The following is a 25,063-nucleotide window of genomic DNA, read 5'->3' on the forward strand; positions in this document are numbered from 1 at the left end:
AGGTGTTCGGATAAAGTTGATAATCAAGGCTCATCTCAACAGAGATGCCGGTCACGGAAATCTTGGTCTCAAATGGCTTGACGATCGCTACAATCGCATAAATAGCAGATTCCACAGATTCCTTAGATTCAAGGTAGGACGCCTACTGTGCGACTGGTTAATCCACTCAAACCAGCCGCTGGCATGGCTCCACCTGTACTCATTGGTAGGGAAGGGGCCATCGAAGTTTTTCGAGATGGTCTCGATGAAGGGGCCGGGTGCGTTGGCCCGAAGACAACCAAGGGTTTCGCGTAGCGAGGATCGGAGCCGGAAATGAAGAAGCTCGTACATACGGCAGGAGCCCCCCGCTCCGGCGTGCATTCCAAGGCGGGGGGGGGGGGCTAGCCGTCTCGTAGCAACCTGCATGGCCATCGCCGCCATGATCTTTGGAATCGTGCTGTCTGCAGGTATGGTTCCGGCTTTGGCCGCGGACGGCGACCCGACGCTTGACGCGCCGACGCACACGAAAACCGTAACGCCGAACGGCGATGGCACCTACACGATTTCACTTGACGTGACAGGCGACTCCAAGCAATCGGCCGAGACCAAGACCACGCCGCTTGACGTTGTCGTGGTGGTGGACGTCTCTGGGTCTATGAGCGAGACGGATCAAGGAAGCAGCGGCACTCGTCTCGAGGTAGTAAATAGAGCCGTTATTGCTATGGCTCAGAACCTGCTGACTTCCGCTAATGCTCAGCTGCCCGAAAGCCAGCAGACGCAGATGTCAGTCATTTCCTTCTCGACAAAAGCGGGAAGGGCGAGCGACTTTACAAGCAACGCTGATGCGATCGCGAGAACGGTAAATAGGTTCAACGCCGGTGGTGGTACGAACTGGGAGGCAGCCCTTAAGGCTGCAAATAGCGCGTCGAGCGGTCGAACAGGTGCCAAGAAGTACATCGTCTTCCTGTCTGATGGCAACCCGACGTTCCGCGATTCCGCTATGGGTGCATACCGGGGCGAGGACGGCTGGAATGGCGGATACGGTGTCTACGGTACGGGCCACAGCGACCCCAACGGCAGGAACTTCAATGCTGCTGTCCAAGAAGCCAAAAGGCGCGGAGACGCAACCCTGTTCTCCATTGGAATCGACGAAGTCCCAGAGATGGGTCAATTTGCCAGCCAGACGGGCGGCACGTATTTCCACGCCGCCGATGAGGATGGGCTGAAGAAGGAATTCCAGAAGATCACTGAGGAGATAAATAAGTTCGTTACCTACGCGAATGTGACGGTTACGGACAAGCTCTCCGATTGGTTCGTTGGGTCGGCTTCCGCCGACGGCAAGCCCTCCGACTTCACCTACACGAAGACTCAGAATGGCACAACCACAGCATGGGAGGACGCGCCTCGGGCTAACGTCTCCAATGACGGCATTGTGACGTGGGACGTTGCCTCCAAGAACGCTCAGCTTGAGGCCGGCGTTACCTACACGGTCAGCTTCACGGTAAAGCCGACTCAGAAGGCCTACGACGAGGCCGCCAACGGCTACAAGGATGTCGAAAACAAAGACGCCAACAACTTCTATACGAACGACAACAAGAACGCGACGGTCAGCTACCAGACGGTCCTTGACGTCAACGGCAACAAGACCTACAGCGATACGGAGCAGGACTTCTACAACAAGCCCACTGTTACCCTTCCTGTTTCCACCATCACCGTCAGCAAGGTCTGGGCAGACGGCCAAGCCGGTGCCGACGCTGTGACCATCCAGCTCAGGCAGGACGGCAAGAAGTATGGCGACCCCATTACGCTGAACGCCAATAATGGCTGGGCCGCGAAGGTGACGGTTCCCGCTGGACCTACGGGTCACGTGTATGCCGCCGAAGAGTCCAAGGTCGCCGACTACGACGCCTCGTATGAGTATGCCGTCAACGGCAAGACGGTTTCTGCCGATGCGTTCAGGCTCGTTGGCACCACCGCCCAGGCCGGTACCGTTAAGGTGACCAACACCCTCGCCGCGGCGGACCTCTCCGTCACCAAGAAGGTCGATGGCAACGCTGCCAACACGAGCAAGGAGTACTCCTTCACCATCACCAAGAAGGATGACAGCTCGCTTTCCGGTGACTACGGCACCGACGGCAACGGCAATAAGGTGACGTTCGCCGAGGGCACCGCATCCTTCACGCTGAAGCACGGCCAGACCCTCGACCTCAAGGGCCTGCCCAAGGGCGAGTACACGGTCTCCGAGAACGGGCTCGACAAGACCACGACCAAGGTCACGACCCAGCTCGATGACGGAGCGGCCACGGAGCAGACCATCAATGGAGACTCCGCCTCCGTCACCGTCACCGTCGGAGACACCAAGTCTGTCACCTTCACCAACACCTCCGAGCTCAAGCCCGCCACTGGCGTCATCACCAACAACGGGCCGCTCGTGGGCCTGCTGGCCACCTCCGTCGCCGGCATCGCGGCCCTCGCCGCCTTTGCCCTGAGGCGCTCGCACGACTCGTTTGGCAAGCACGATGCGTGGAAGGAGTAAGCCACGTCAGCCCTCGAACGAGCCGTCCGCGCAGGAGCCGGTTTCGCTCCAGCTCATAGCGGACAAGCTCGAGCGGCTCATATGGCGCAAGCGCCTGTGGGGAGTGGACGAGCGGCAGGTGTGGCACGTGGTAAGCAGGCTGGACGAGATGTATCGGCAGCTCTACCGCGAGCAGCAAGTCCGCTACGAGGCGCTCCTCGCCCAGGCCAGGGGCATGCCGGTGTCACCGCCGGAGTCGCCGGTGCCCAGGCGGGCCACGCAGCAGGCGCCTCGCCAGCCCCAGACCCAAACGCAACCGTCCGCCTTTCAGCCGGTGCCTGGGGTCTCGGAACGGCAGTCCCGGGAGGTTCCGCAGCAGCCGCTGCGCGAGGTGCCGGAGCAGCCGAACCCCTACCTGCAGGGGTCGCCGAGCCAGGGATTCCCCGGCAAGGCGCATCACCAGCAGGAGTCGGCGCAACGGGGGAGTCGTTTTCTGAGGCGCTAGCCGCAGCTCCGGAGGCCGCCGTCATCAGGCGGCGTTCCGAGCGCTGCGAGGCCTGGAGAACGGGCCGAGGGGCGGCGGCCAAGCTGTTCGTTGCCTTCACGGTTGCCTGCGTGCTCTTTGCCTGGGTCTTTGGCCTGGTGATCGTGCGGAGCGACGGAATGACGCCAACCTCGGGCGACGGAGACGTTGCCCTCACTTCCCGGACGGACCGCAACCTTGTGGCAAACGACCTGGTCGTCTATCGCAGCACATCCGGACAGCAACTCGTGGGGCGCGTCGTTGCCCAGCCTGGAGACACCGTCGAGGTAACCGATGACGGCGAGTTCAAGGTGAACGGCGCAACCCAGCCCTCCAAGGCTGGGGGCAAGACGGAGCCGGTCGAGAGCGGGCCCACCTACCCGCTCACGCTCGGTGACGGCGAGTACTTCGTGCTTGGCGACAACCGAGCGTCGGCGGTCGACTCGCGCGCGGTGGGACCCGTTGGTATCAGCGGGGTCGAGGGGAAGGTCATCGCCCTCCTCAGGCTCCGAGGGATATGAGCATTGTTCACGAATAGGAAGGAACGCACTATGAAGATCAACAAGACCATCCTTGGCCGCGGCGCTGCCGTGGTCGCCATGGCCGGCATGATGCTGACCGCCACGCCTGCGTTCGCTGCTCAGATCAGCGACACTATGCAGCCGACCATCACGAAGAACTGGACCGTGGCTTCCGAGGCCCAGTACAGCGCGAACGAGACCTTCAACTTCACGGTGAAGTACGTCGGCTACGACGCCAAGGGCACGTCCTTCAAGGGCGCGGTTTCGAAGGGCGGCAAGCCCGTGGCCGCTGACGACACCGAGAACGTGGCCCTTACCGGCCTGAAGGGCGATGGTCTCACCAAGACCGCTACCACCAAGTTCCTCGGAGACTACGACTTCACGCAGCCCGGCGTCTACAAGTTCGCCGTGAACGAGGTTGCCGGCACCAACGCCAACATCAACTACAGCACCCAGTTCTACGACGTTGCCGTGAACGTTCAGTGGAAGGAGGGCTCGCTGACCGAGACCGAGGTCCAGAGTGTCGTTTTCACCACCCAGAAGGACGGCAAGAAGGTCACCACCGCCACCTTCGACAACACCGCCAAGGACAACGGCGCGCTGACCGTCTCCAAGACCGTTGCCGGCACCGCCGCCAACACGGCTGACACCTTCAACTACACGCTGAGGGTCGAGGGCGCTACGGGCGGCTACACCGTGACGAAGGGTAGCGAGACCACTACACTCACCGCTGGCACCGACTACAAGTTCACCCTCAGGCACGGTGAGTCCATCTCCGTCGCCAACCTCCCCGTGGGCGCCACCTATACCGTCACCGAGGATGATACCGACTACGTCGAGACCAATACGGTGAACGGCGCCGCCTCCCAGGACGGCCACGTTGCCACTGGCACCATCGCCAAGAACGGCAACGCCGTGGCCTACAAGAACGAGAAGGGCTTCGCTCCCCAGACCGGCATCACGATGAACACCCTGCCGTTCGTGGGTGTGGGCGTCGTTGCCGCTGGCGGCGTGGCCACCCTCGTGATCAGCCGCAAGCGTCGCGCTGGCGAGGACTTCTAGCTTGACTCCAGCTGCCGACAGCTTTGGTAGTTATGGTCGGCATGGGTCGCCCTGCCTCTCGCTGGGGGCGGCCCGTGTTGCCGATCGCGTGGTGACCTGGGCCATTGTCCTCGTCCTTGTGCTGCTCATGGCGATCTCGGGCTACGGCCTCTGGGACTCCTGGCGCGTGCTCGAGGGCGGAGACCAGCTCGCGAAGCCCACCGATTCCAACAGCTTCGCCGAGCTCATGGCCATCAACCCGGACGTCTGCGCGTGGATCACCGTCGACGGCACCAACATCGACTACCCGGTGGCTCAGGGCAAAGACGACTTCGAGTACCTCACCAAGGATGCGAGGGGCGAGTACGCGGCTTCTGGGGGCATCTTCCTCGAGGCCGAGAACGACCGGAGCTTCCCCGGGCCGTACGAGATGCTCATGGGCCACCACATGGCCTACGGAAAGATGTTCGGCGACCTGGACAAGTTCCTCGACCTGAACTTCTTTGACGGCAACTCAACGGCCACGCTGATGCTGCCGGACAAGACGCTCTCGCTTGAGGTGATGGCCGTGATGCAGGCCGACGCCTATGACGGCATGGTCTACGGGGTGAGTTCGGCCGTCTCGCGCATGCCGGAGCTTGTGAGCTACATCAACGACCATGCCATCCACAAGCGGGGCGAGGGGCTCTCCGCGGACGACCACGTGATTGCGCTCTCCACGTGTAACTCCGCTGGGGCGGATGCGCGAACGCTGCTGCTGTGTCGGGTGACTGGCGAGTCATGATTCACGCACGTTGCGAGAGGGGGCTGCCCGGCTCGCGATGGCTCGGATGGGCGGCACGTTGCGGGAACGGCTGCCGGCCCGCTGCGGCTTGGGCAGGCAGGTAACTAGTCGAGCCGGCGTGCAAGCGTACCGGTGCGGATGATACGTGAGGACTAACCATGCACGAAACGAACCTAGGATCACGCATGCGCCGCAGACTCGTTGCGTTTGCGGCGGCGGTTCTTGTGGCTTTCGGCCTTGTGGCCGCTGGTCCCGTTGTGGCCTTTGCGCGCGGCTACGCGCCGGTGAAGGCCGAGGTGCCCGTTGCGTTCAACGTGACGGGCGACACGCCCAAGGCCGACGAGACCTTTACGGCAATCATGACGCCGGCGGCGGGGGAGACCGTGAAGCCCGCGCAGGCCAGCGTGAGCGTGACGGGCGCTGGCAAGGCCTCGTTCGGGCTCTCGTTCAATGAGGTGGGCGAGCACCACTACACCATCACGCAGGCGGCTGGCAACGCCCAGGGCTGGACGTACGACACCCAGACCTACGACGTGACGGCCTACTGCATGTGGAACGAGTCGGACGATGCCATCTACACGCAGGTGTTTATTGAGAACGCCAGCGGCGAGAAGACCGATCTCGCGGAGTTCACCAATACGTACGACGCTCCTGCTGGTGAGAATGCCGCTCCTACTGGTGAGAACGCCGCTCCTGCTGGCGTGACGAAGTTCATGCCGCAGACGGGCGATGCCACGCCGTACGTTGCGGTGGCGGTGCTGGTCTGCGCCGGCGTGGCCGCGGGCGTTGCGGGTGTGCTGGCTCGCCGCAGGGGCGGCAAGTAGCCGAGGCTCAAGCGCTTGGCTGGTGGCGAGCTTAGTTGCACATGAAATAGTTGACTCAAGGCCTCAAAGCCGGCTGGCAGGTATCTGCTGGCCGGCATTTTCTAGCGCCGTTACCAGTGTGTGGGGACACCCGGCACGGAAGAGACTCGGTAAGAGACCCGAGCCGATCGTTTGAAAGTGCGGAAGTCGCACGTCTAAAGCAGCAATGACCACGGCATGTAGGTAAGGCCGGCAATTGTTGAGCCCTCGAGATGGAAGCGATCCGTAGGATGGGGGCAGACGGCGGAGCGCACGCCGGATGCGTGTACGATAAAAGCGTATGTGTGTCGGGAGGCAATGGGGATCGCATGGCAGAAGAGCGCGGGGCAACCACCAATAGCGCGTCATCGGATCGGGGCGTGTTCATTACCCTTGAGGGTCCGGACGGCGCGGGCAAGTCTACGCAGGCGTTGCTGCTGGTAGAGCGCCTGCGCGCCAGGGGCCACGAGGTTGTTGCCCTGCGCGAGCCGGGTGGCACCCCCATCTCCGAGAAGATTCGTGCCCTCGTGTTGGATCCGGCAAATACGGAGATGGCAGACGAGTGTGAGCTGCTGCTCTACGAGGCTAGCCGCGCGCAGCTCGTGCGGCAGGTCATTGAGCCGGCGCTTGCTTGCGGGGCCGTTGTGGTCTGCGACCGCTTCTACGATTCCACCCATGCCTATCAGGCCGGTGGGCGCGGGCTTGACGAGGCACTTGTGCGCCGCGCGAACAAGCTGGGCTGTTGCGGTGTGAACCCCGACCTTACGCTCGTGCTGGACATGGACCCCGCGGACGCCTTTGCCCGCGCGGCAGCGGACGGCCTCGACCGCATGGAGGCCGAGGGCCTTGCCTTCCAGCAGCGCGTGCGCGAGGACTATCTGGCGCTTGCGCGCGAGGAGCCGAGCCGTGCGCGCGTGATCGATGCCACCGGCACGGCCACCGAGGTGGCTCAGCGCATTGATGGCGAGCTCGCACGTGCAGGCTTTCTGACTTTGGATGTTGCGCGATGAGCGCGAATGCGAGCACCGAGATGGGGAATACGCCTGCCGCGGAGATGCCTGCTGCAGAGGCGCCGGCCCTCGCGCGCATCATCGGCCAGGACCGCGTGCGTGCCTTCCTCGCCGCTGCCGTTCGCGAGAGGCGCCTCAGCCACGCCTACCTCTTCCTTGGTGCGCCCGGCTCGGGCCAAACCGAGGCGGCCCAGGCACTCGCCGAGTGCGTGGTTTGCCCCAACGGTGGCTGCGACAACTGCGACGAGTGCATCCGCGTGGCGCACCGCTCCCACCCGGACGTCCACTGGATTGCCCCGGAGGGCGCGGCGGGCTACATCATCGACCAGGTGCGCAACCTCATCGCAGACGTCCAGCTCGCGCCCGTGCGCGCCAACGCCAAGGTCTACATCCTGGAACGCGTGGAATCCCTGCGCGACACCTCAGCAAATGCCCTGCTCAAGACCATCGAGGAGCCGCCCGAGGGCGTCGTGTTCATCCTCATGGCCCGCTCGGCGGACACGGTGCTGCCCACCATCGTCTCGCGCTGCCAGTGCGTGCCGTTTCGCGTGGTCAACCCAGCCGCGGCCGCGCGTCGCGTGGCGTCTGCCTGCGGTATTCCAGAGACGGACCCTGCAGCTCGCATCGCCCTGAGCGTTGCCGGCACCCCCGAGCGCGCCTGCGACTTCCTCCTGAGCCCGGGGCGTCGCGAGGCTCGGCGCCTCATGGTTCGCGCCCTCGACGAGCTTGCGCGCGATGACGCCTGGGACGTCCTCTGTGCGGCCCGCGACCTCGTGGTTGCCGCGAAGGCGCCGCTCGACGACGTGAAGGCCGCACAGGAGGAGGCCGCGCAAGAGGGTGCCGACTACCTCTCCTCCAAGGCCATGAAGCTTGTGGAGCAGCGGAACAAGCGCGAGCTAACCGCTCGAGAGCGTTCGGGTATGATAGAACTTCTAGCTGCCGCTGAGTCGCTGCTCAGAGACGTGCTCGTGCGGCTTGAGGGCGTCGATGCCCCCATCGTGAACGCGGACGCGCCCGAGGTTGTCGAGCGCATCGCTGCCCGCGCCGCCACGCCCGGGGTGGTCGGCGCGCTCGAGGCCTGCACGCGCGCCGCAGACGATATCGCGCACAACGTATCCCCCCAGCTGGCCCTCGAGGTCATGCTGTGCACTTGCAAGGAGGCTTTATGCCCACCGTCATCCCGGTGAAGTTTGCCTACGCCACGCGGGAGCTCTGGTTTAACCCGGCCGAGACGGGTGCCGTAGAGGGCGACCACGTCATCTGTTCCACGGAGCGCGGCACGGAGATCGGCCTCGCCACTACAGACCCCATGGAGGTCGACAAAGCCGAGCTCAATCGCCGCACGGACGGCGCGGCGCTCAAGCGCGTCATTCGCGTGGCCACTGACTCAGACCTGGAGCTTGCCGAGCGCCTGGCGAGCAAGGGCGAGGCGGCCTTGCCCACCTTCCGCAAGCTCGTGTCCGAGAGCGACCTGGACATGAAGCCCGTGGGCGTGGAGTACATCTTTGGCGGCGAGAAGTGCGTCTGCTACTTCGCCGCCGAGGAGCGCGTGGACTTCCGCCAGCTCGTGCGCGACCTCTCCCGAACGCTCCACGAGCGTGTGGACATGCGTCAGATCGGCGTGCGCGAGGAGGCCGCGCTCATGGGCGGCTTCGCGCACTGCGGCCAGGAGCTCTGCTGCTCGCGCTTTGGCAGCGGCTTTGAGCCGGTCTCTATCCGCATGGCCAAGGAGCAGGATCTTCCGCTCAACTCCAACAAGATCAGCGGCGCGTGCGGCCGTCTCATGTGCTGCCTGCGCTACGAGTTCGAGGCGTACCGCGACTTCAAGCAGCGCGCGCCCAAGAAGAACGCCGTGATCCAGACGCCGCTGGGCACGGCAAAGATCATCGAGTACGACACGCCCAAGGAGCAGCTCTGCCTGCGCCTCGAGAGCGGCAAGCAGATTCGCGTGCCGCTGGCCGAGATGGAGGCAAGTCCCGCCGCGCACAAGAAGAGCGAGGAGCTGGGCTGTGCGTGCCGACCGGACACGGTGCTGCGTTCCACGCTCGAGCGGCTGCAGAGCCCCGAGATTCGTGCGGCGCTCGAAGAGATTGACCGCAAGAACGGCCTCATCCCGCAGGAGACCTACGAGCCGAGCGACCTCTTCGTGGAGGAGCGCGGTGGGCGCAAGCGCAGGAACAAGGGTGGCAACAAGGGCGGCAACGGCTCCGGCTCCGCCCAGGGCCAGGGTTCGCGCCAGCAGGGCGGCCAACAGAAGGCGGGCCAGCGCAGCGGCGGGTTTGCCGGCGTTCGCATCGGCGAGGGTGGCGCGGACGCTGCCGCATCGGGCGAGCAAGGCGAGACCAAGCGTCGTCGCCGTCGCAAGACCGTGGAAATCTCCGAGGAGCAGGCCGCGCTGCTGCCGGGCGTGTCGGGCGCCGAGGCCAACGTGAGCGCCCCGGGCGAGGGCCGCAGGTCGCGCCGTCGTCGTCACCACAGCGAGGAGGGCGCGGGCGAGAGCGGCCAGCGGCAGCCGCGTGAGGCGCGCGACCAGCAGCACGAGGGCCGCGGCCAGCAGGAAGGCGGCCAGCGCAGGCGTCGCGGCGGCGAGGGCCGTGGCGAGCGTCAGGCCGAGCGCGAGCGGGCTGGCCAGCAGACGGAGCGCGGAGAGCGCCGCGCCGGTGCGGGCGAGCAAGCCGAGGAGAGTCCGCGCAGGCGCCGTCGCCGTCCAGGCGATAGGGGCGGCGCCCCGGGCGAGATTGCGCGCGAGGGCCGCGATGGCGACCGGCGCGAGGGCCGCGGCGAGGGTGCGCGCGAGCGCCAGGGCGAGGGGCAACGTGAGGCCCGCGGCGAAGGCCAGCGCCAGCGACCCACCCAGCCTGGCAGGCCGCGCCACATGCGCGAGCCCGGCGCGCCTTCCGGCGAGCAGGGCAGCGCACCATCGGGTGACGAGGCCCCGAAGCGTCGCCGGCGCCGCCACAGGCGCCCTGGTGACGGCGGCGGCTCAGAAGGCGCCGCCACCAGCAACGACTAACCGCAGGGCGGCTCGCCGGCATGTCCGTCGGGCCGCCTTTGCTGTGCCACGGGGCCAAGCCCGCTCGTCATCTTGAAGTCCGCTTGCTGCCTTGGGCGGGCGCCATATCGGCCGTATAAGGGGTGGCCCATCGACGGCCCCGGCCGCGCTCCTCGCTGGGGTCGCGCTGCTCGAGGCGGTCGCACATATGCGACTGCCAGAGCGCATCATTCCGTAAATCGCATGCCATTGGCGGCTCGAACTCAGCCGTTTACCATGCTGCATAGCGCAAGAAACATATATATCAGGCTCGTCCCGTAATGTGGGAGTCCATTCCATGACATATGGAACGAATTTCCATCGGCGTGATCAGGGCCGCTTGCGCACGGTGCGTGGCTCCACCGCGGCCACTCCCACGAGAAACAGGAGGATGCCATGGCACAACGCGAGGCAAGAAGGGGAGGTTGGCTCATGAGGACATGCGCCCTCGTGGCCTCCCTTGGGCTGGCGGTGGCAACGCATGCCGCGCCCGCCCTGGCTCAGACGGGGCAGAAGCCATCTGACGGCACAACGGCGAGCCAGCCCTTTGCGGCGGGAACGGGGGAGAGTGCCAACTTCCGCATCCCCGCTATGGTGACGCTCGGCGACGGCACGGTGGTCGCAGCCACCGATGCTCGCTGGAACACGACGGGTGACGGCGGTGGCCTTGACACCATCGTGAGCCGTTCGACGGATTCTGGCGTAACGTGGAACTACACATTCGCCAATTACCTCGGTGACAACGGCAATGCCTGGAACGCCCTCTCCACCTGCTTCATCGACCCTGCCCTCGCCACGGATGGCTCCGAAGTCCACATGGTGGTGGACCTATTCCCCGCGGGCATCGCACTTAACAGCGCGCGTTGGGTCCCGCAGACCGGCGATGCCTTTGACACCAACGGCAATCTTAGGCTCCGCGACGCAAGCCTCGTGCCCTTCGACACGAATGACGCCGACTATGCTAAGAAGGCCGCAGCTGCAACCTATGACTACTACCTCGATCTTTCCGACCACGTGATACGTCGCGCGGCCGACGGCAGCCAGGTCGAGGGCTATGCGGTGGACGACCACTTCAACATCACGAGCTCGGATGGCTCCGTGAGCACCAACCTGTTCTGCGGAGACTCTCCGTTCATGGCCTACCCCACGAACTTCCTCTACTTCACGACCTCGAAGGATGGAGGTGCTACTTGGGGTGCCCCCACGCTCATTAACGCCAAGGGCGCTGACGAGCAGACCCTGCTCGTTGGCCCGGGCACCGGCTCGGTGCTTGCCGATGGCACCATCATGTACAGCGTCTACGAATATACGAGTGGCAGGCAGGTCGCGAGCGTTATCTGGTCTTCCGATGGCGGCAAGACGTGGCAGCGCTCCGCCGACACCACGACGTACCCGGCCCATTGGTCGAGTGAGGCAGTCACGGTGCCCATTGACGACACGACCGTGCGCCAGTTCTATCGTGACGGCTACAGCACTCTCTACTACACGGACTTTTCGCTCCAGAATGGTGCCTGGGTGCCGGGTGAGGCCTACGACACAGGACTCACGAAGACCTACAACAACCAGCTCTCGGCCATTCGCTACAACGGCAAGATTGATGGACGCGATGCCGTCATCGTCTCGACGGCTGCCTCGGGAACGAATGCGCGCACGGATGGTCGCCTCTATGTTGGCCTGCTCAACGACGATGGCAGCATGACCTGGCAGTATTCCTATCGTGTTGTGCCAGGGGGCACATCGTACAGCTATTCCACGCTCGCCCAGCTCTCGGATGGGTCGGTTGCCGTGCTCTACGAGGACACGAACGGTACGGAGAAGTTCGTCTCCATTCCGCTTGACCAGATTGTCAACGACGAGACGGACATGGATGTGAAGCTGCAGGACGTTGCCCTCAATGTTGGCAAGAGCACCACGCTTACGGACCCGTCTGGCAATTACACCTCTGCCGACATAAGCGGGCTCGACACTTCTGTGGCCACGCTTGCCCTCGCAAAGGGCGGGCAGGGCGAGGCGCAGGCCCAGCTGGGCGGCGCCTCGGGTTACACGGGGGATACCAAGCCGCTGGCCTCGGCCCTGTACACGTTTGCGAGGAATTTCGATGGCTCCTATGCCGTAAGCGCCAAGGCCCAGGACGGCTCTACGGTCTGGCTCTCCCCGTCCGTCTCGACAAGTGCCGGATATCCCAATGCGGCAACACAGGAGAATGTTACGGTTTCGGCGGGGGCATTCGATGGTGCGTTCTACCTGCGGGGCGTTGGCGTTGACGGAAAGGCTGGCGGCTATGTCTACTTCGATCGCAGCTCCTTGCAGCTAGATCGCGTGAACGACTTCAAGGGAAACGCCACGTGGATGGCCAATAGCTCCGTAGAGCTCTATCGCCCCGTGGCGGAGGGCGAGGACTCGAGCGCCGAGTTGCCTGGCTACGTGAGCGTGACCAATACCGACTCGATCCCTGGCGGCTCTTACCTGGTCGTCTTCGAAGCTGCCAATGGCGAGCGGTATGTGCTCTGGCCCACGACGGATGCCTCGTCCAGGCGCTCGCAGGTGGCTCACGTACTTGCCGGCGCCACCGACACCACCGCACTCACGTTCACGGGCGTGGCGGCTGGATCTACGAAGGTACGCGTGGGTGATGTCATCTATCGCGTTACGGTGACGGACCCCAACGTGTACGTGAACCTTGAGGTGGGTGAGAGCAAGACCCTCGCCGTTGCCGGTGATCTTACGGGTGCCGACACTAGTTCCCTGGACAAGGACGTGGCCTCGCTCTCCGTCGTATCCCAGCCCGGGGCTGTTTCGGGAGAGGCTGCCGCCCCGCTCGCGTTCTGCGAGTATGACTTCGAGGGAAATGCGGAAAGTGGTTTCGTTGCCTTGTCGAAGACCGTCGACGGCGACCCCATTTATCTCTCGCCGATGGGTACGGGATCCGGCTTTCCGTTCTCTCGTAGCGTCACCTCGCTGACCATAAGCGCCGGTGCCGAGGAGGGCACCTTCTACCTGTACGATGGCAGCCGTTACCTGTTCTTCTGGAAGGACGCTTCGAGCGCGAGCCATGGAACGTGGGACCGTGTGTCCACAACGGGCGGTTTTGAGGCAGGCAGTTCTCTGGCACTGTTCCGTGCGAGCGCCGATGTGCCTGAATCTGAGATTCCCGGCTATGAGCGCGTGACGAGCTTGGATGACGTGGTGGCCGGGCGCTACCTCGTTGCGGCCCAGGATAGTGGTGGCTCCTGGTATGTGCTGCGCCCGAGTGTGGATGCGTCGAGCAAGTCATCGCATGTGGGCAAAGTGGTGGAGGGTGCCCTTACCGAACTCACGTTTACTGGCGTAGCTGCCGGTACGACATCCGTGGTGCTCGGTGGGACGCCGTATGTGGTGACGGTGTCGGCGGACGAGTCCCCGACGCCGAGCCCCGATACGCCCGGCGCGGGGGAAACCAATCCGGAGAAGCCAAATCCGCCGGCGACCAATCCGACCGAGCGGCCTGGTGGCACGGGTGGCGATGTCGACGGGGAGACAGCTGGCGAAGCCGACTCCGGCAAGACAGACGGCTCTGACGCAAGCACTGAGTCCAAGGCTCTTCCACAGACGAGCGATACGTTCAACGTCGGGATGGCCGCGGGAGTCCTTGTCGCCGGCGCGGTGCTCTGCGTTGGTGGTGTGTTGGTGAGGAGGCTGCGCCGTTAGTCTGGCGGCAAGCGGTATTCTCGTTGTGAAATGAGGCGGCCCGCCGGCATGTCCGGCGGGCCGCCTTTGCTGTGCCACAGGGCAAGCCCGCCCGTCATCTTGAAGTCCGCTCGCTGCCTTGGGTGGGCGCCATGTCGGCCGTATAGGGGGTGACCCATCGACGGCCCCGGCGCCGCCTTTGCGCCTCGGCTCCTACAGCTCCGCCGTGTCCAGCCAGATCGTGAAGGGTCCGTCGTTTACGAGCGACACCTTCATGTCGGCGCCGAAGATGCCGCGGCCAACGCGGTCCGCACCCAGGTCGCGCTGGACCAGCTCGCAAAAGTGCTCGTAGAGTGCGCGTCCCAGCTCCGGCGCCGCGGCGTCTGTGAACGACGGCCGGCGTCCCCTCCTGCAGTTGGCGTAGAGCGTGAACTGGCTCACCACGAGCACCTCGCCACCCACGTCGGCCAGTGAGAGGTTCGTCTTGCCGGCGTTGTCGTCAAAGATGCGCAGGCCGCTTGCCTTGTGCCAGAGCTTCTCGGCCACCGCCTCGTCGTCGTCCTCGCCCACGCCAAGCAGCACGAGCAGCCCACGCCCGCAACGCCCGACCTCCTCGCCGTCCACCCGAACGCTCGCTTCGCTCACGCGCTGAATCAATGCCCTCATCGGCTCCTCCTTGCTTTATGTGTGACGCGTCTCCTACCTGGGATGTTGCGTGGGCACGCCCGTAGGTGCGGCGCGCGCCCCTCTCGCGGCGCCCTGCCGTGCCGTGGCATGCCGGCGGGGCCGCGTTGCCGCCCGCGCCTGAGGCGCGCCCATGTTCTCGCTGTCGTGGTAGCGTAACCATACCGGGTGTGGGGACGCCCCGAGGAGAGGACGCACGTGAACACCACCGATACCACGCCGCGCGAGGGCGCTGCCCGCGCTGCCGCCGCGGTTCATCAGAACGCCCTTGCTGCGCCGCGCGAGGCCGTCACCACCGCAGCCCACGAGGGCGCCGGGCCGCTCGAGGCCGCCGACCGCGCTGCCGAAAAACCGCACGTCAGCATTCGCCCTGCCAAGAAGCTCGGCTTTGGCTGCATGCGCCTGCCGCACATCGGCGACGACCACGCCAAGATTGACATGCCAGAGTTCGAGCGCATGATCGACGAGTTCCTCGGCCGCGGCTTCAACTACTTCGACACCGCGTGGATGTACCACGAGCACATGAGCGAGCGCGCGGTGGGTGAGGCCCTCGTGGCGCGCCATCCGCGCGAATCCTTCACCCTGGCCACCAAGATGCCGCTCAGCGAGCTGCGCGAGAGGGGCGCGGACGAGGCCGAGCAAACGGCAACCTTCAACGAGCAGCTGTGCCGCCTTGGCACGGACTACGTGGACTACTACCTCGCCCACAACGTCAACGTGAACAACTACGAGGTGGCGAAGCGCCTCCATACCTTCGAGTTCATCGCCGAGCAGAAGCGCACTGGCCGCGTGCGTCACATGGGCTTCTCGTTCCACGACACGGCCGACCTGCTCGACCAGATTCTCACCGAGCACCCCGAGGTGGACTTCGTACAGCTCCAGATCAACTGGCTAGACTGGGGCAGCCCCACCATCCAGAGCGGCAAGTGCTACGACGTGGCGGTGGCGCACGGCGTGCCCGTCGTGGTGATGGAGCCCATCAAGGGTGGCACGCTGGCAAACCTGCCAGCTGCGGCTTCGCGCGAGCTGCTACGCATGGCGCCGGACGCCACCCCCGCCGATCTGGCCATTCGCTATGCCGCGTCGCTCGACAACGTGATGTGCGTGCTCTCCGGCATGTCCACGCCCGAGCAGCTGGACGAGAACGCCCGCTTCATGGCAGACTTCCAGCCCATTGCGGATGCCATGCGCGGCGCCTTCGTGCGGGCCGCACACGCCATGCGAGCCGAGCAGGCAATTCCCTGCACGAGCTGCCGCTACTGCACGCGCGGGTGCCCCAAGCACATCGACATCCCCACGTACTTCGCGGCGTACAACGCGTTCAAGCGCGGCCAGGGCGCTGGCCACGAGCAGATGTACTACCGCCAGATGGTGAAGCGCCAGCCGGGACCCGCGGATTGCATCAAGTGCGGCAGGTGCGAGACGGCCTGCCCGCAGCATATCTTCGTCCGTGACATGCTCGTCGAGGTCGACCGCGCGCTGGCGGCGGAGGGGTAGGTCCGAGCCGTCCTCGCCCCTCCCCGGAAGCTTTCGGTGGAGCGTCTCGGCACTCGTGGAATGAACCACATCGATGGATGCATAATTGAAGCTGCTCGTTGTCGGGGCCGCATACGTGGTCCCGACATTTTGGCAGCTCGGCGGCCTCGCACCCGATGTCGCCCACATGCGGAGCCCCATCCGGCTCGCCCCCCTGCGCGGGTGGCGCCCGGGGCGGGCCCGCCCAACCAAGGAGAAGCACATGAAGTACTTCGGCACCGACGGCTTCCGCGGCCGCGCCAACGAGGGCCTTACGGTCGACCATGCCTTCAAGATCGGCCGCTTCGTGGGCTGGTACTACGGTGTTCGCCAGGGCAAGAAGGCCCGCGTTATTATCGGCAAGGACACGCGTCGCTCCAGCTACATGTTCGAGTCAGCGCTCGTGAGCGGCCTCGTGGCCAGCGGTGCCGACGCCTACATGTTGCATGTCATCCCCACGCCGGGCGTGAGCTACGAGGTTGTGGACGGCGGGTTCGATTGCGGCGTCATGATCACCGCGAGCCACAACCCCTATACCGACAATGGCATCAAGCTCGTTAACCACGAGGGCTACAAGATGGACGAGGAGGTCCTCGAGCTGGTCGAGGACTACATCGACGGCAAGAGTGAGGTGCCGCTGGCCACCGAGGATGCCATCGGCTGCACGGTGGACTACATGGAGGGCCGTAACCGCTACATCGCGCGCCTGATTTCCAGCTGCGGATTCTCGCTGCAGGGCTACAAGGTTGGCCTCGACTGCGCCAATGGCTCGGCAAGCTCGGTGGCCCGTCCGGTCTTTGACGCCCTGGGCGCCGAGACGCACGTCATCAACAACGCCCCCAACGGCTTCAACATCAACGTGGACTGCGGCTCCACCCACATCGAGCGCCTGCAGGACTTCGTGGTGAAGAACGGCCTGGACGTGGGCTTTGCCTATGACGGTGACGCCGATCGCTGCCTGGCGGTGGACGAGCGCGGCCACGTGGTCAACGGCGACCTCATCCTCTACGTGTGCGGCACCTACCTCAACAAGCACGGACGCCTCGCGCGCCAGACCGTGGTGCCCACCGTCATGAGCAACCTCGGCCTGTTCCGCGCGCTCGACGCCGCCGGCCTCAACTACGAGAAGACCGCCGTGGGCGATCGCTTCGTCTACGCCTGCATGCGCGAGAACGGCTTCACCCTGGGCGGCGAGCAGAGCGGCCACATCATCTTCGGCGACCTCGAGAAGACTGGTGACGGCATCATGACGAGCCTTCGTCTCATGGAGGTCCTCGTTGCCGAGCGCGAGAAGCTCTCCGAGCTCACGCGTCCTGTCAAGATTTATCCTCAGCTGCTCAAGAACGTGACCGTAGCCGATAAGAACGCCGTTATGGCAGACGAGCGCGTGAAGGCCGCCGTGGCCAACGTCGAGAGCGCGCTCGAGGGGGAGGGCCGCGCGCTCGTTCGCGCCAGCGGTACCGAGCCGATGGTGCGCGTGATGGTCGAGGCCGCCACGCCTGCCATCTGCGAGCAGTACGTGGACGAGGTCGTGAAGGCTATCGAGAGCCTGTAGCTGCTGGTTATTGGGATTTGCGCGCCGGCGTGGCAGATGTTGCGCCGGCGCGATGCTGTGGTTGGGGTGGCGCTTGCGGTGACCTCCCGCGTGCTGGGACGGACTTGGCGAGGCGCCGCGTGGGAGTGGCCGGATTCGGCTGCGCCGTTGCCGTGGAGGGAAGGCAGGATGGATTTCAGGGCGTTGGGCATAGCGCTGGTTGTGGTGGTGCTCGTGTGGACCGCCGCTCAGGCGGCGACGAGGGGCATCCTGACCTCGAGACTCGAGCGCTACTTTCAGGCCGGCGAGTTCGATCACTGCCTCAAGATTCTCGACAGCCCTACCGCACGCTTTGCGCTGCCGGCATACAACCGCGAGTTCATGCGGCTAAGCGCGCTCGAGCTCATCATGGATGCCGAGGCGGAGGACAAGGCTATCCAGGGCATGCTTCGCATGAGGTGCACGCCGCAGCAGCGCCTCGCCCTGCTGGCTCGCGCGTTCGACTTCTACGCCGGCCAGGACGACCGCGAGCGTGCCGCCCATATCCTCGAGCTCATTGAGTCTGCCGGCGACAAGGAGCTGCTCAAGGATTGCAGGCAGAAGTTCGGCATCGTCTTCGACAAGAAGTGGTCTCACATCACCGAGATGGAGCGCCGCCTGCCCAAGGCATCTCCCGCGGAGCAGGTGCGGCTCTGCTACCTGCTTGCGCTCCAGTACGAGAACAAGGGCGATAAGGCTCGCTCCAACGAATACCTCAAGCGCGCCGGCGGCGAATCCGCCTAACGGCCAACACCCACTTGCAGCCCATTGGCAGTCGCGCTCGCTGCAGCAGCCTGCAGCCTCCCAGAAATCAGAAAAGCCCCGGCACCCCGGGGCTTTTCCATGCAACAGGCCTCATTCAACAAGCCCAACCCGTGCGGATTCGCGGGTCGTGCCTTCTGCAGAATAAACGCAGGTCGGGCGGGGCGCCTCGGGGGAGGGGCTAAGGGACTTCCGCACAGCGAAAGTGACCTCGACCGCAGGGGCACCCCGTCCGGCCGCTGGGACCCGTCAGCTACGCGCGACCCGTGGAGCCGAGGTTATCCATGTGTGAGCCCACGATTTCTGTGATGTTCGCCATGCCCGCCTTGGCCGGCTTCTTCGGGTCGAAGCAACCGGGGTTTTCGGCCATGTACTCCATGAAGCCCTTGGTGAATACCTGGCGCAGCTCGGTGGCGTAGTTCACCTTGCAGATGCCGTTCTGAATGGCCTCGGCCACCTGGTCGTCGGGCACGCCCGAGGTGCCGTGCAGCACCAGGGGGATATCAAGCTTGGAACGAATCTCCCTGAGGATGCCCTGCTCGATGTGCGGGATGCCCTTGTAGACGCCGTGCGCCGTGCCCACGCCCACCGCGAGGCTTGTGCAGCCCGTGCGATCTACAAACTCGACAGCCTCGTCCGGGTCGGTGAAGGGGTTGTCCTTGCCGGCGTCGGGGCCGTCGTCCTCCTTGCCGCCCACCTTGCCAAGCTCGGCCTCGACGGGCACGCCCATGGCCAGGCCAGCCTTGGCAACCGGGGCGGTTACGGCGATGTTCTCCTCGAACGGCACGTGGGAGCCGTCGATCATGACGGAGGTGTAGCCCACGCGGAAGGCTTGCATGCAGCGGTCGTAGCCGTCGCCGTGGTCGAGGTGCAGCGCCACGGGGATGTCGGTCTGGGCGGCAGCGGCGGCAACCATGGCGTGGAAGTACTCGAGGCTCGCGTACTTGATGGTGCCCGGCGTGGTCTGCATGATGACCGGGGACTTCTTCTCCTCGGCGGCAGCCAGCACGGCCATGACAAACTCGAGGTTCTCCACGTTGAACGCGCCGATGGCGAAGTGACCCTTCTGGGCCTCGAGCATCATTTCCTTGGTGGTGACGAGCATGGTTACTCCTCTCTGCCGGCACGGCCGGCCGGATGCTGATGCCGCGATTGTACGAAAGCCCGGGCACGGGCGCCCAATGGTGGGGCAGCTGCTCGGGGAGCGGCTCGAAAGCAAAGGCAGGTGCGGGAAGACGGGTCTTGTGGTCGCCAATGGTCACGAGGCGGCAGCGCGCGGGCTTTGCTGCCGGGTAGTTTGAGAATTCGGCGCAACCGTAGATGGCTCCAAGACCAAAGGCCTAAGAAAACAAAGAAAGAGAAAGCTCTATACTTTGTAAAAAGAAAGCTAGAAAAAAGTGTTACTCACAAACTCATCACATCTCTGCGACGGTTGCATTATCTGAAACTCAAAATCGAAAAAGGCCCAGTTTTGAACGATGGGCCGGGAAATCTGGGGCCTTGAGCGCAAGAAGAACGGGGAACTTCGATATGACCCACGGCATCTCGCGCAACGTATTTCGTAAAACCGCAGGTAGGCGAAGCGCGCAAAAACACGCCTTGCGATGGGCGCTCGCTGAATTGACATACGGCACCCGCCGAGGGTCCTGCAGATGGGCGGCGAGAGCTCAAAACTGCCCCTTTTCTCCAATTCGAGTTTCCGGAATCGCGCTATGAGCGCCCGGGCCTTTGCCGATGAGCGGCGCGCCGCAATTCTGAGTCTCTTGGACCAGGCTTCATCGGTGCAGGTGGCAGACCTCGCCCGCACGCTTGGCGTCTCAACCGTCACGGCCCGCGCGGACCTCGATGCCCTCGAGCGCGACGGCAAGCTCAGGCGCACGCACGGCGGCGCGGTCTCGCTCTCCAAGACCATCACGGTCTCCATACAAGACCGGCGCGTCAACGTGAACGCCGAGGCCAAACGCGCAATCGCCCGTCATGCCGCCCGCCTCGTTCACGACGGCGATTCCCTTGTGGTGGACTCGGGCACCACTGCCCTCGAGTTCGTGCGCTGCCTGGCGCCGTACCGCGACGTCACGGTGGTAACGGCAGACTTCACCATCGCAGACTTCATCGATCGAAGCCTTCCGGGCGTCGAGGCGGTGCTGCTGGGCGGCTCGCTCCGCAAGGGCCACCGCTACCTCTATGGCCCGCTGGCATTGAGATCCCTTGAGGTGCTTCATGCCGACTGCGCCTTCCTGTGCCCCACGTCCTTCGTGCCGGGCTGCGGGTTCATGACCAACTATGCTCAGATGGCCGAGGTCAAGACCGCCATGCTCGCGAGCGCCAACCGGCGCGTTGTGCTCATGGACTCCTCCAAGGTGGGCGCTCCCGGCCTCATCCGGTTTGCGCTCCCGGGCGAGGTTGACCTTGTCGTTGTGGAGGCGGACCCAGATGGGCTCATCGCGGCGGAACTCGAGGAGACAAGCGTTAGGCTAGAGGCGGCTGGAAACGAAGCTGCCCCGGCAGCCGTCGGGGCCTCGCCGGATGGGGGAGACGCATGAGGCTCATTCTCACGGACATCGACGGAACCATTCTGCCCTGGGGCAAAAACGAGGTGTCGGAGCGCACGGTCGAGGCCTTCCATTCCGCGCTCGATGCCGGCTGCGTTGTGGGTCCCGCGAGCGGTCGCGGCTATTCGTGGATTCCGCGCTTCTTTGGTGGCGATGCCGCCTGCTGTGCCACGGCGCTTGCTACCAACGGCATGCAGGTCTACCACAAGGGCGAGAAGGTCTTTGAGAAGGTGCTGCCCCACGACGCGCTCGAGAAGGTCCGGGAGATCGTCCTGGCTCACCCACATGCGGGCATGCTCTGCTTTGACGGGGCAACGCCCCTGCTTGTGGCCGGCACGGTCGAGGACTTGATGCCGCTCTTCCCAAGCTACGGTAAGACCTGCAAACTGGCGCCTGCCGTGCCCGACGCGCCGGTCGTGAAGGCCAATGTCTTCATCGGCTGCGGCGAGCGCGCGCACAGGGAGCTGGCCGAGACGCTGAACCGCGAGGTGGACGGCATCGACGTGGACCTCGCGCGACCCGGCTTCTCCAACATGATGCCCACGGGCTGGAACAAGGGCGCCGCCGTGGAGTACCTGGGCTCCTACCTGGGCGTTGCCCCGGAGGATGTCTTCGTCTTCGGTGATGCGGACAATGACCTGCCGATGTTCCGCGTGGTGGAGAACTCCGTGGCAGTGGGCAACGCAACCCCCGAGGCTGCCGCGGCGGCCCGCTGGCATATCGGCCCCGTTGAGTCCGACGCCGTGGCCAAGGCCATCGAAGCCCTCGCCCAAGGCGCCTTTCCCTTTACCAAATAGATTACCTGCACCCTAACAAGCTGATGGTCCGTGCCGGTGGAGGGGCTCTCGGAGCGGGATCGGGGCCAGTGATATCCCCAGGCTTGGCGGGACATCCCGAGGGGAGGGGCTAAGAGACTTTCGCGTAGCGAAAGTGACCCCGACCGCAGGGATGTCCCGCCAAGCCGATGCGATTCGCTAGATCTTCTCGACCCGCGTTCCCGCCATAAGCTCCTCCGCCGAGGCCATCTCAAAATGTCCCGTCGACGCCGTAAGACAGTTCGCGCTCGCGCACGCCATGGCATAGCGCAACTGGTCAGCCGGCGCCATTCCGCGCGCGATGGCCACGGCAAAGGCCCCAACCATCGTGTCTCCCGAGCCAACCGTGTTCACAACCTCGATCTTCGGCGCCACCCCGCGGAACTCACCATCGGCGCAGCTCATGATGGCCCCGTCGCCGCCAAGCGACACCACCACCTGTGCCACGCCATGCGCCTCGCGCACCTCGCGTGCGGCGGCCACAACCTCCTCAAGAGACTCCGGCTTGCGACCAAGGATTGCGCAGACCTCGTCCGTGTTGGGCTTGATCATCGTGGGGCGGGCATCGAGCGAGCCCACGAGCAGCTTGCCCGAGGTGTCGAGCAGCGCGGGCTTGCCGGCGGCGCGCACGGTGGCGACGAGGGTGCGATAAATGTCGTTGCCGCAGCCCGTGGGCACGCTTCCGTTGAAGGTCACCACATCACTATTCCCCGCAAGTTCGGCCACCTTGGCCTCGATGGCGGCCACGTCCTCCGCGGTAACGGGGCGTCCCGGCTCCAGGAACTCGGTAGAGCGCTTGGACGGCTCGATGATGTTTAAGCAGCAGCGCGTCTCCCGTGCGGTGCGCACGAAGTCATGCGCGATGCCGTCCTTCGTGAGCCGCTCGCAGAGGTAGGCCCCGTTGTGCCCGCCCACAAAACCGGTGGCGCAGACCCTCTCCCCGCAGGTGGCGACGGCGCGGGCGCAGTTAAGGCCCTTGCCGCCCGCGTTGTCGATGACGGTGGCCACGCGCTGGACCGCGCCCACCTCCATCGGGGAGGCAATCGTATAAATCTTGTCGATGGATGCATTGAGGGTGACCGTTGTGATCATGGCTGCTCCTTTGGCTAGCCGGTATACGGACGGATAACGGTGTGCGGACGGATAACGGTGTGGGGCGGGCGAAAAAAGCGTGTGACCAGCGGTGCGAGACCGGGAGTTGGGAAGCCACCCGCTTGGCGGCGAAGGGCTGCCGAACCGAGCCGGCAACGCCGGCGCAGGGCCTTTGCGCAGAGCCAGACAACGCCAACGCACCGTCCAACTCCAACCAGTACTGTCGCGTGTTTTGTTCGATTTAATACCAGTCCGCCATGAAATCTTAAAAAATCGTTCAATAAGCATCCATATATATCAGTTTCTACCGTTGAACACCGATCGCCTACCGTTCGCCGAACATAATGTGTCTACTTGTATACAGCCATGTTTAAGCTCGGAAAATAGCTGATAACAGGCATAGAAGCGGTGAACGGTACGCCTGATACTGTGAGCGGTAGTTGCGGGGAATCATAGCTTGCTGTTCCTTGACTGGACTTCTTGCCCTGTTAGACTGGAACAGAACTTGATATGTGGTTACTACCAGTTATGTTTCCCAATGGCAGCCACCAGAGCGGCATTCAATTTCATCCGCACGCGCACGTCAGTCCATCAACAACCCGGGCCACAAGAGAAGGCGCCCGGGCAGCCAGTCAGATTGGTCACGCAGTCAGGCCAGTCAGTCAGGCAAGAGCCGGGTCGGCCGAGAGGACCCAGAGGATCGGAGCAGCAATGGTTGGTTTTATCGTCACGGGTCACGGAACGTTTTCGGGCGGCCTCGCCAGCGCCATCGCCATGGTGGCCGGTGACCAGCCCGAGTTTCAGGTAGTTCCCTTTGACGAGGCCGCCGCGGCCACCTATGGCGACGACCTCCATGCCGCCATCGAGTCCATGGCCTCGCGCACCTCGGGTGTCGTGGTGTTCGTCGACCTGCTCGGTGGCACGCCCTTCAACCAGGCCATGCTCGCCTCCCAGGACATCGAGGGAGTGCGCGTGGTTACCGGCACCAACCTCCCCATGCTCATCGAGACGCTCTTCATGCGTAACGCCAACGAGGCCATGACGGTCGACGAGATCGTTGCGCTCGCCCTCGAGGTTGGTCCCTCCGGCATCGTGAGCAAGCAGCTCGAGCCCGCCGCCGCAAAGGCCGAGGACGAGTTTGACGGGGAGGGGCTGTAGGCGATGGTCGAGTTTGGGTACAGCCTCGCCGCCTCCTCGATTGTGATCTTGGTCCTGCTCGCGATCATGGGCGTCATCACGTACGTCCTGAGCGCTCGCAAGACCAACGCTCGCAAGCAGTTCCTCGCAGACCTCCACACCAACCTCAAGCCGGGCAAGCGCATCATGTTCGGCGGCGGCATCTTCGGCACGGCCACCAAGGTGGGCGACGAGGTGGTAGAGGTCAAGGTCAAGGACGGCACCACGTTCGACGTCTCGCGCTTCGCCATCCAGGAGGTCCTGGACGACTAGCCGCGAGGCAACCTCGCGAGGCGCCCCGCGAATCAAGCCCGCGGGGCAGCCCACGAGCTCGTCCTCCGCGCAGCCGGTACAAGCCGGCAAGGCACGGAGACGCGGGCCCAGGCCCGCCGGCGCCACGCGGCGCCATCACCGTACGCAATCGGGACGTACGAGCTTCCCGATGGAAGGGCGTCCGCGAGCGCCCGGAAAGAGAGGCCACTATGGCAGAACCCAACATTCTCCTCACCCGCATCGACAATCGCCTCATTCACGGCCAGGTTGCCACCCAGTGGAACAGCTCCGTCGGCGCCAACCTGATCCTCGTTGCCAACGATGACGTCGCCACCAACAAGATGCGCCAGAGCCTGATGGACATGGCTGCCCCCTCAGGTGTCGCCACGCGCTACTTCTCCATCCAGAAGACCATCGACGTCATCCACAAGGCGTCCCCCAGGCAGCACATCTTTATCGTCGTCGAGTCCCCCGAGGATGTCGTAAGGCTCGTCGAGGGCGGCGTGCCGATCAAGAAGGTCAACATCGGCAATATGCACATGGCGGAGGGGAAGCGGCAGGTTGCGACCAGCGTTGCCGTCAATGACGAGGACGTCGCCGCGTTCCGCAAGCTTCAGGAAGAGGGGGTGGAGCTGGAGATCAGGCGCGTTCCGAGCACGCCTGTCGAGGACGTCAACAAGCTGTTCTCGTAGGCCATACATAAAAGACG

General features: G+C 64.4%; 21 protein-coding genes. 18 read left to right on the top strand and 3 right to left on the bottom strand.

What is annotated here, in order from left to right; all coding sequences use genetic code 11:
- Nucleotides 1-403 precede the first annotated feature (403 nt).
- From EFAMC2_RS04900 to EFAMC2_RS04945, 10 genes are all read left to right on the top strand, one after another.
- Entirely contained in the window at nt 404-2,515 is a 2,112-nt protein-coding gene (locus EFAMC2_RS04900; RefSeq protein WP_154027678.1) for a VWA domain-containing protein, read from the top strand.
- Nucleotides 2,499-2,999, top strand: coding sequence for a hypothetical protein (locus tag EFAMC2_RS04905; RefSeq protein ID WP_187325157.1), 501 nt, complete (start codon nt 2,499-2,501; stop codon nt 2,997-2,999). Before EFAMC2_RS04900 ends, EFAMC2_RS04905 begins: the two co-directional genes overlap by 17 nt.
- An 83-nt stretch (nt 3,000-3,082) precedes the next feature.
- Nucleotides 3,083-3,538 carry a signal peptidase I gene (gene lepB, locus EFAMC2_RS04910; protein ID WP_261980117.1) on the top strand — a complete coding sequence of 152 codons (456 nt, stop codon included), beginning with the start codon at nt 3,083-3,085 and terminating at the stop codon, nt 3,536-3,538.
- Between the two features lie 30 nt (nt 3,539-3,568).
- On the top strand, nt 3,569-4,600 hold the full coding sequence (locus EFAMC2_RS04915) for a DUF5979 domain-containing protein (RefSeq protein WP_154027682.1): 1,032 nt from the start codon (nt 3,569-3,571) through the stop codon (nt 4,598-4,600).
- Between the two features lies 1 nt (nt 4,601).
- Nucleotides 4,602-5,363 carry a class B sortase gene (locus EFAMC2_RS04920; protein ID WP_154027684.1) on the top strand — a complete coding sequence of 254 codons (762 nt, stop codon included), beginning with the start codon at nt 4,602-4,604 and terminating at the stop codon, nt 5,361-5,363.
- Nucleotides 5,364-5,521: 158 nt separating this feature from the next.
- Nucleotides 5,522-6,187 (top strand): Spy0128 family protein, encoded by a 666-nt coding sequence (locus tag EFAMC2_RS04925; RefSeq protein WP_154027686.1) that lies wholly within the window; start codon nt 5,522-5,524, stop codon nt 6,185-6,187.
- 347 nt (nt 6,188-6,534) lie between these two features.
- Nucleotides 6,535-7,215: a dTMP kinase gene (tmk, locus tag EFAMC2_RS04930; RefSeq protein WP_154027688.1), complete on the top strand. Its 681-nt coding sequence runs from the start codon at nt 6,535-6,537 to the stop codon at nt 7,213-7,215.
- A 44-nt stretch (nt 7,216-7,259) separates the two neighbouring features.
- Entirely contained in the window at nt 7,260-8,402 is a 1,143-nt protein-coding gene (locus tag EFAMC2_RS04935; protein ID WP_154027690.1) for an ATP-binding protein, read from the top strand.
- Nucleotides 8,381-10,228, top strand: a complete 1,848-nt coding sequence (gene ricT / locus EFAMC2_RS04940) for a regulatory iron-sulfur-containing complex subunit RicT (protein WP_154027692.1) — start codon at nt 8,381-8,383, stop codon at nt 10,226-10,228. Before EFAMC2_RS04935 ends, ricT begins: the two co-directional genes overlap by 22 nt.
- Nucleotides 10,229-10,642: 414 nt before the next feature.
- On the top strand, nt 10,643-13,933 hold the full coding sequence (locus EFAMC2_RS04945; protein WP_154027694.1) for an exo-alpha-sialidase: 3,291 nt from the start codon (nt 10,643-10,645) through the stop codon (nt 13,931-13,933).
- A 192-nt stretch (nt 13,934-14,125) separates the two neighbouring features.
- Here the strand turns inward: EFAMC2_RS04945 and dtd are convergent, their stop codons facing one another.
- Nucleotides 14,126-14,578: a D-aminoacyl-tRNA deacylase gene (gene dtd, locus EFAMC2_RS04950; RefSeq protein ID WP_154027696.1), complete on the bottom strand. Its 453-nt coding sequence runs from the start codon at nt 14,576-14,578 to the stop codon at nt 14,126-14,128.
- A 216-nt stretch (nt 14,579-14,794) separates the two neighbouring features.
- Here dtd and EFAMC2_RS04955 point away from each other — a divergent pair, with 216 nt between their 5' ends.
- From EFAMC2_RS04955 to EFAMC2_RS04965, 3 genes are all read left to right on the top strand, one after another.
- A complete protein-coding gene (locus EFAMC2_RS04955) occupies nt 14,795-16,093 on the top strand; it encodes an aldo/keto reductase (protein WP_222838523.1) in 1,299 nt (432 codons plus the stop codon).
- A 241-nt stretch (nt 16,094-16,334) separates the two neighbouring features.
- Complete coding sequence (gene glmM, locus EFAMC2_RS04960) at nt 16,335-17,666, top strand: phosphoglucosamine mutase (protein WP_154027698.1); 1,332 nt, start codon at nt 16,335-16,337, stop codon at nt 17,664-17,666.
- 168 nt (nt 17,667-17,834) lie between these two features.
- Entirely contained in the window at nt 17,835-18,428 is a 594-nt protein-coding gene (locus EFAMC2_RS04965; RefSeq protein ID WP_154027700.1) for a hypothetical protein, read from the top strand.
- Nucleotides 18,429-18,699: 271 nt separating this feature from the next.
- On the opposite strand, the gene EFAMC2_RS04970 is transcribed toward EFAMC2_RS04965, so the two are convergent.
- The gene (locus EFAMC2_RS04970) at nt 18,700-19,551 is read right to left on the bottom strand and encodes a ketose-bisphosphate aldolase (RefSeq protein ID WP_154027702.1); all 852 of its coding nucleotides are present in this window, start codon (nt 19,549-19,551) and stop codon (nt 18,700-18,702) included.
- A gap of 607 nt (nt 19,552-20,158) precedes the next feature.
- Here EFAMC2_RS04970 and EFAMC2_RS04975 point away from each other — a divergent pair.
- A complete protein-coding gene (locus EFAMC2_RS04975) occupies nt 20,159-20,989 on the top strand; it encodes a DeoR/GlpR family DNA-binding transcription regulator (protein WP_154027704.1) in 831 nt (276 codons plus the stop codon).
- Nucleotides 20,986-21,795: an HAD family hydrolase gene (locus EFAMC2_RS04980; RefSeq protein WP_154027706.1), complete on the top strand. Its 810-nt coding sequence runs from the start codon at nt 20,986-20,988 to the stop codon at nt 21,793-21,795. Before EFAMC2_RS04975 ends, EFAMC2_RS04980 begins: the two co-directional genes overlap by 4 nt.
- Nucleotides 21,796-21,972: 177 nt before the next feature.
- Here the strand turns inward: EFAMC2_RS04980 and EFAMC2_RS04985 are convergent, their stop codons facing one another.
- On the bottom strand, nt 21,973-22,905 hold the full coding sequence (locus tag EFAMC2_RS04985) for a 1-phosphofructokinase family hexose kinase (RefSeq protein WP_154027708.1): 933 nt from the start codon (nt 22,903-22,905) through the stop codon (nt 21,973-21,975).
- 711 nt (nt 22,906-23,616) lie between these two features.
- Here EFAMC2_RS04985 and EFAMC2_RS04990 point away from each other — a divergent pair.
- The 3 genes from EFAMC2_RS04990 to agaB all read left to right on the top strand — a co-directional run bounded on the left by EFAMC2_RS04990 (nt 23,617) and on the right by agaB (nt 25,046).
- Complete coding sequence (locus EFAMC2_RS04990) at nt 23,617-24,063, top strand: PTS sugar transporter subunit IIA (protein ID WP_154027710.1); 447 nt, start codon at nt 23,617-23,619, stop codon at nt 24,061-24,063.
- 3 nt (nt 24,064-24,066) lie between these two features.
- A complete protein-coding gene (gene yajC, locus EFAMC2_RS04995; RefSeq protein ID WP_154027712.1) occupies nt 24,067-24,354 on the top strand; it encodes a preprotein translocase subunit YajC in 288 nt (95 codons plus the stop codon).
- Nucleotides 24,355-24,563: 209 nt separating this feature from the next.
- Nucleotides 24,564-25,046 (top strand): PTS galactosamine transporter subunit IIB, encoded by a 483-nt coding sequence (gene agaB, locus EFAMC2_RS05000; protein WP_154027714.1) that lies wholly within the window; start codon nt 24,564-24,566, stop codon nt 25,044-25,046.
- The last annotated feature ends 17 nt before the right edge of the window (nt 25,047-25,063 follow it).

The organism is Olsenella uli, assembly GCF_901212655.1.
Classification (GTDB): Bacteria; Actinomycetota; Coriobacteriia; order Coriobacteriales; family Atopobiaceae; genus Parolsenella; species Parolsenella uli_A.

Coding starts and splice junctions, on each gene's coding strand:
- EFAMC2_RS04900 (WP_154027678.1), top strand. CDS start 404: ATGGCCATCGCCGCCATGATCTTTGGAATCGTGCTGTCTGCAGGTATG.
- EFAMC2_RS04905 (WP_187325157.1), top strand. CDS start 2,499: ATGCGTGGAAGGAGTAAGCCACGTCAGCCCTCGAACGAGCCGTCCGCG.
- EFAMC2_RS04915 (WP_154027682.1), top strand. CDS start 3,569: ATGAAGATCAACAAGACCATCCTTGGCCGCGGCGCTGCCGTGGTCGCC.
- EFAMC2_RS04925 (WP_154027686.1), top strand. CDS start 5,522: ATGCACGAAACGAACCTAGGATCACGCATGCGCCGCAGACTCGTTGCG.
- tmk (WP_154027688.1), top strand. CDS start 6,535: ATGGCAGAAGAGCGCGGGGCAACCACCAATAGCGCGTCATCGGATCGG.
- EFAMC2_RS04935 (WP_154027690.1), top strand. CDS start 7,260: ATGCCTGCTGCAGAGGCGCCGGCCCTCGCGCGCATCATCGGCCAGGAC.
- ricT (WP_154027692.1), top strand. CDS start 8,381: ATGCCCACCGTCATCCCGGTGAAGTTTGCCTACGCCACGCGGGAGCTC.
- EFAMC2_RS04945 (WP_154027694.1), top strand. CDS start 10,643: ATGGCACAACGCGAGGCAAGAAGGGGAGGTTGGCTCATGAGGACATGC.
- dtd (WP_154027696.1), bottom strand. CDS start 14,578: ATGAGGGCATTGATTCAGCGCGTGAGCGAAGCGAGCGTTCGGGTGGAC.
- glmM (WP_154027698.1), top strand. CDS start 16,335: ATGAAGTACTTCGGCACCGACGGCTTCCGCGGCCGCGCCAACGAGGGC.
- EFAMC2_RS04965 (WP_154027700.1), top strand. CDS start 17,835: ATGGATTTCAGGGCGTTGGGCATAGCGCTGGTTGTGGTGGTGCTCGTG.
- EFAMC2_RS04970 (WP_154027702.1), bottom strand. CDS start 19,551: ATGCTCGTCACCACCAAGGAAATGATGCTCGAGGCCCAGAAGGGTCAC.
- EFAMC2_RS04975 (WP_154027704.1), top strand. CDS start 20,159: ATGAGCGCCCGGGCCTTTGCCGATGAGCGGCGCGCCGCAATTCTGAGT.
- EFAMC2_RS04980 (WP_154027706.1), top strand. CDS start 20,986: ATGAGGCTCATTCTCACGGACATCGACGGAACCATTCTGCCCTGGGGC.
- EFAMC2_RS04985 (WP_154027708.1), bottom strand. CDS start 22,905: ATGATCACAACGGTCACCCTCAATGCATCCATCGACAAGATTTATACG.
- EFAMC2_RS04990 (WP_154027710.1), top strand. CDS start 23,617: ATGGTTGGTTTTATCGTCACGGGTCACGGAACGTTTTCGGGCGGCCTC.
- yajC (WP_154027712.1), top strand. CDS start 24,067: ATGGTCGAGTTTGGGTACAGCCTCGCCGCCTCCTCGATTGTGATCTTG.
- agaB (WP_154027714.1), top strand. CDS start 24,564: ATGGCAGAACCCAACATTCTCCTCACCCGCATCGACAATCGCCTCATT.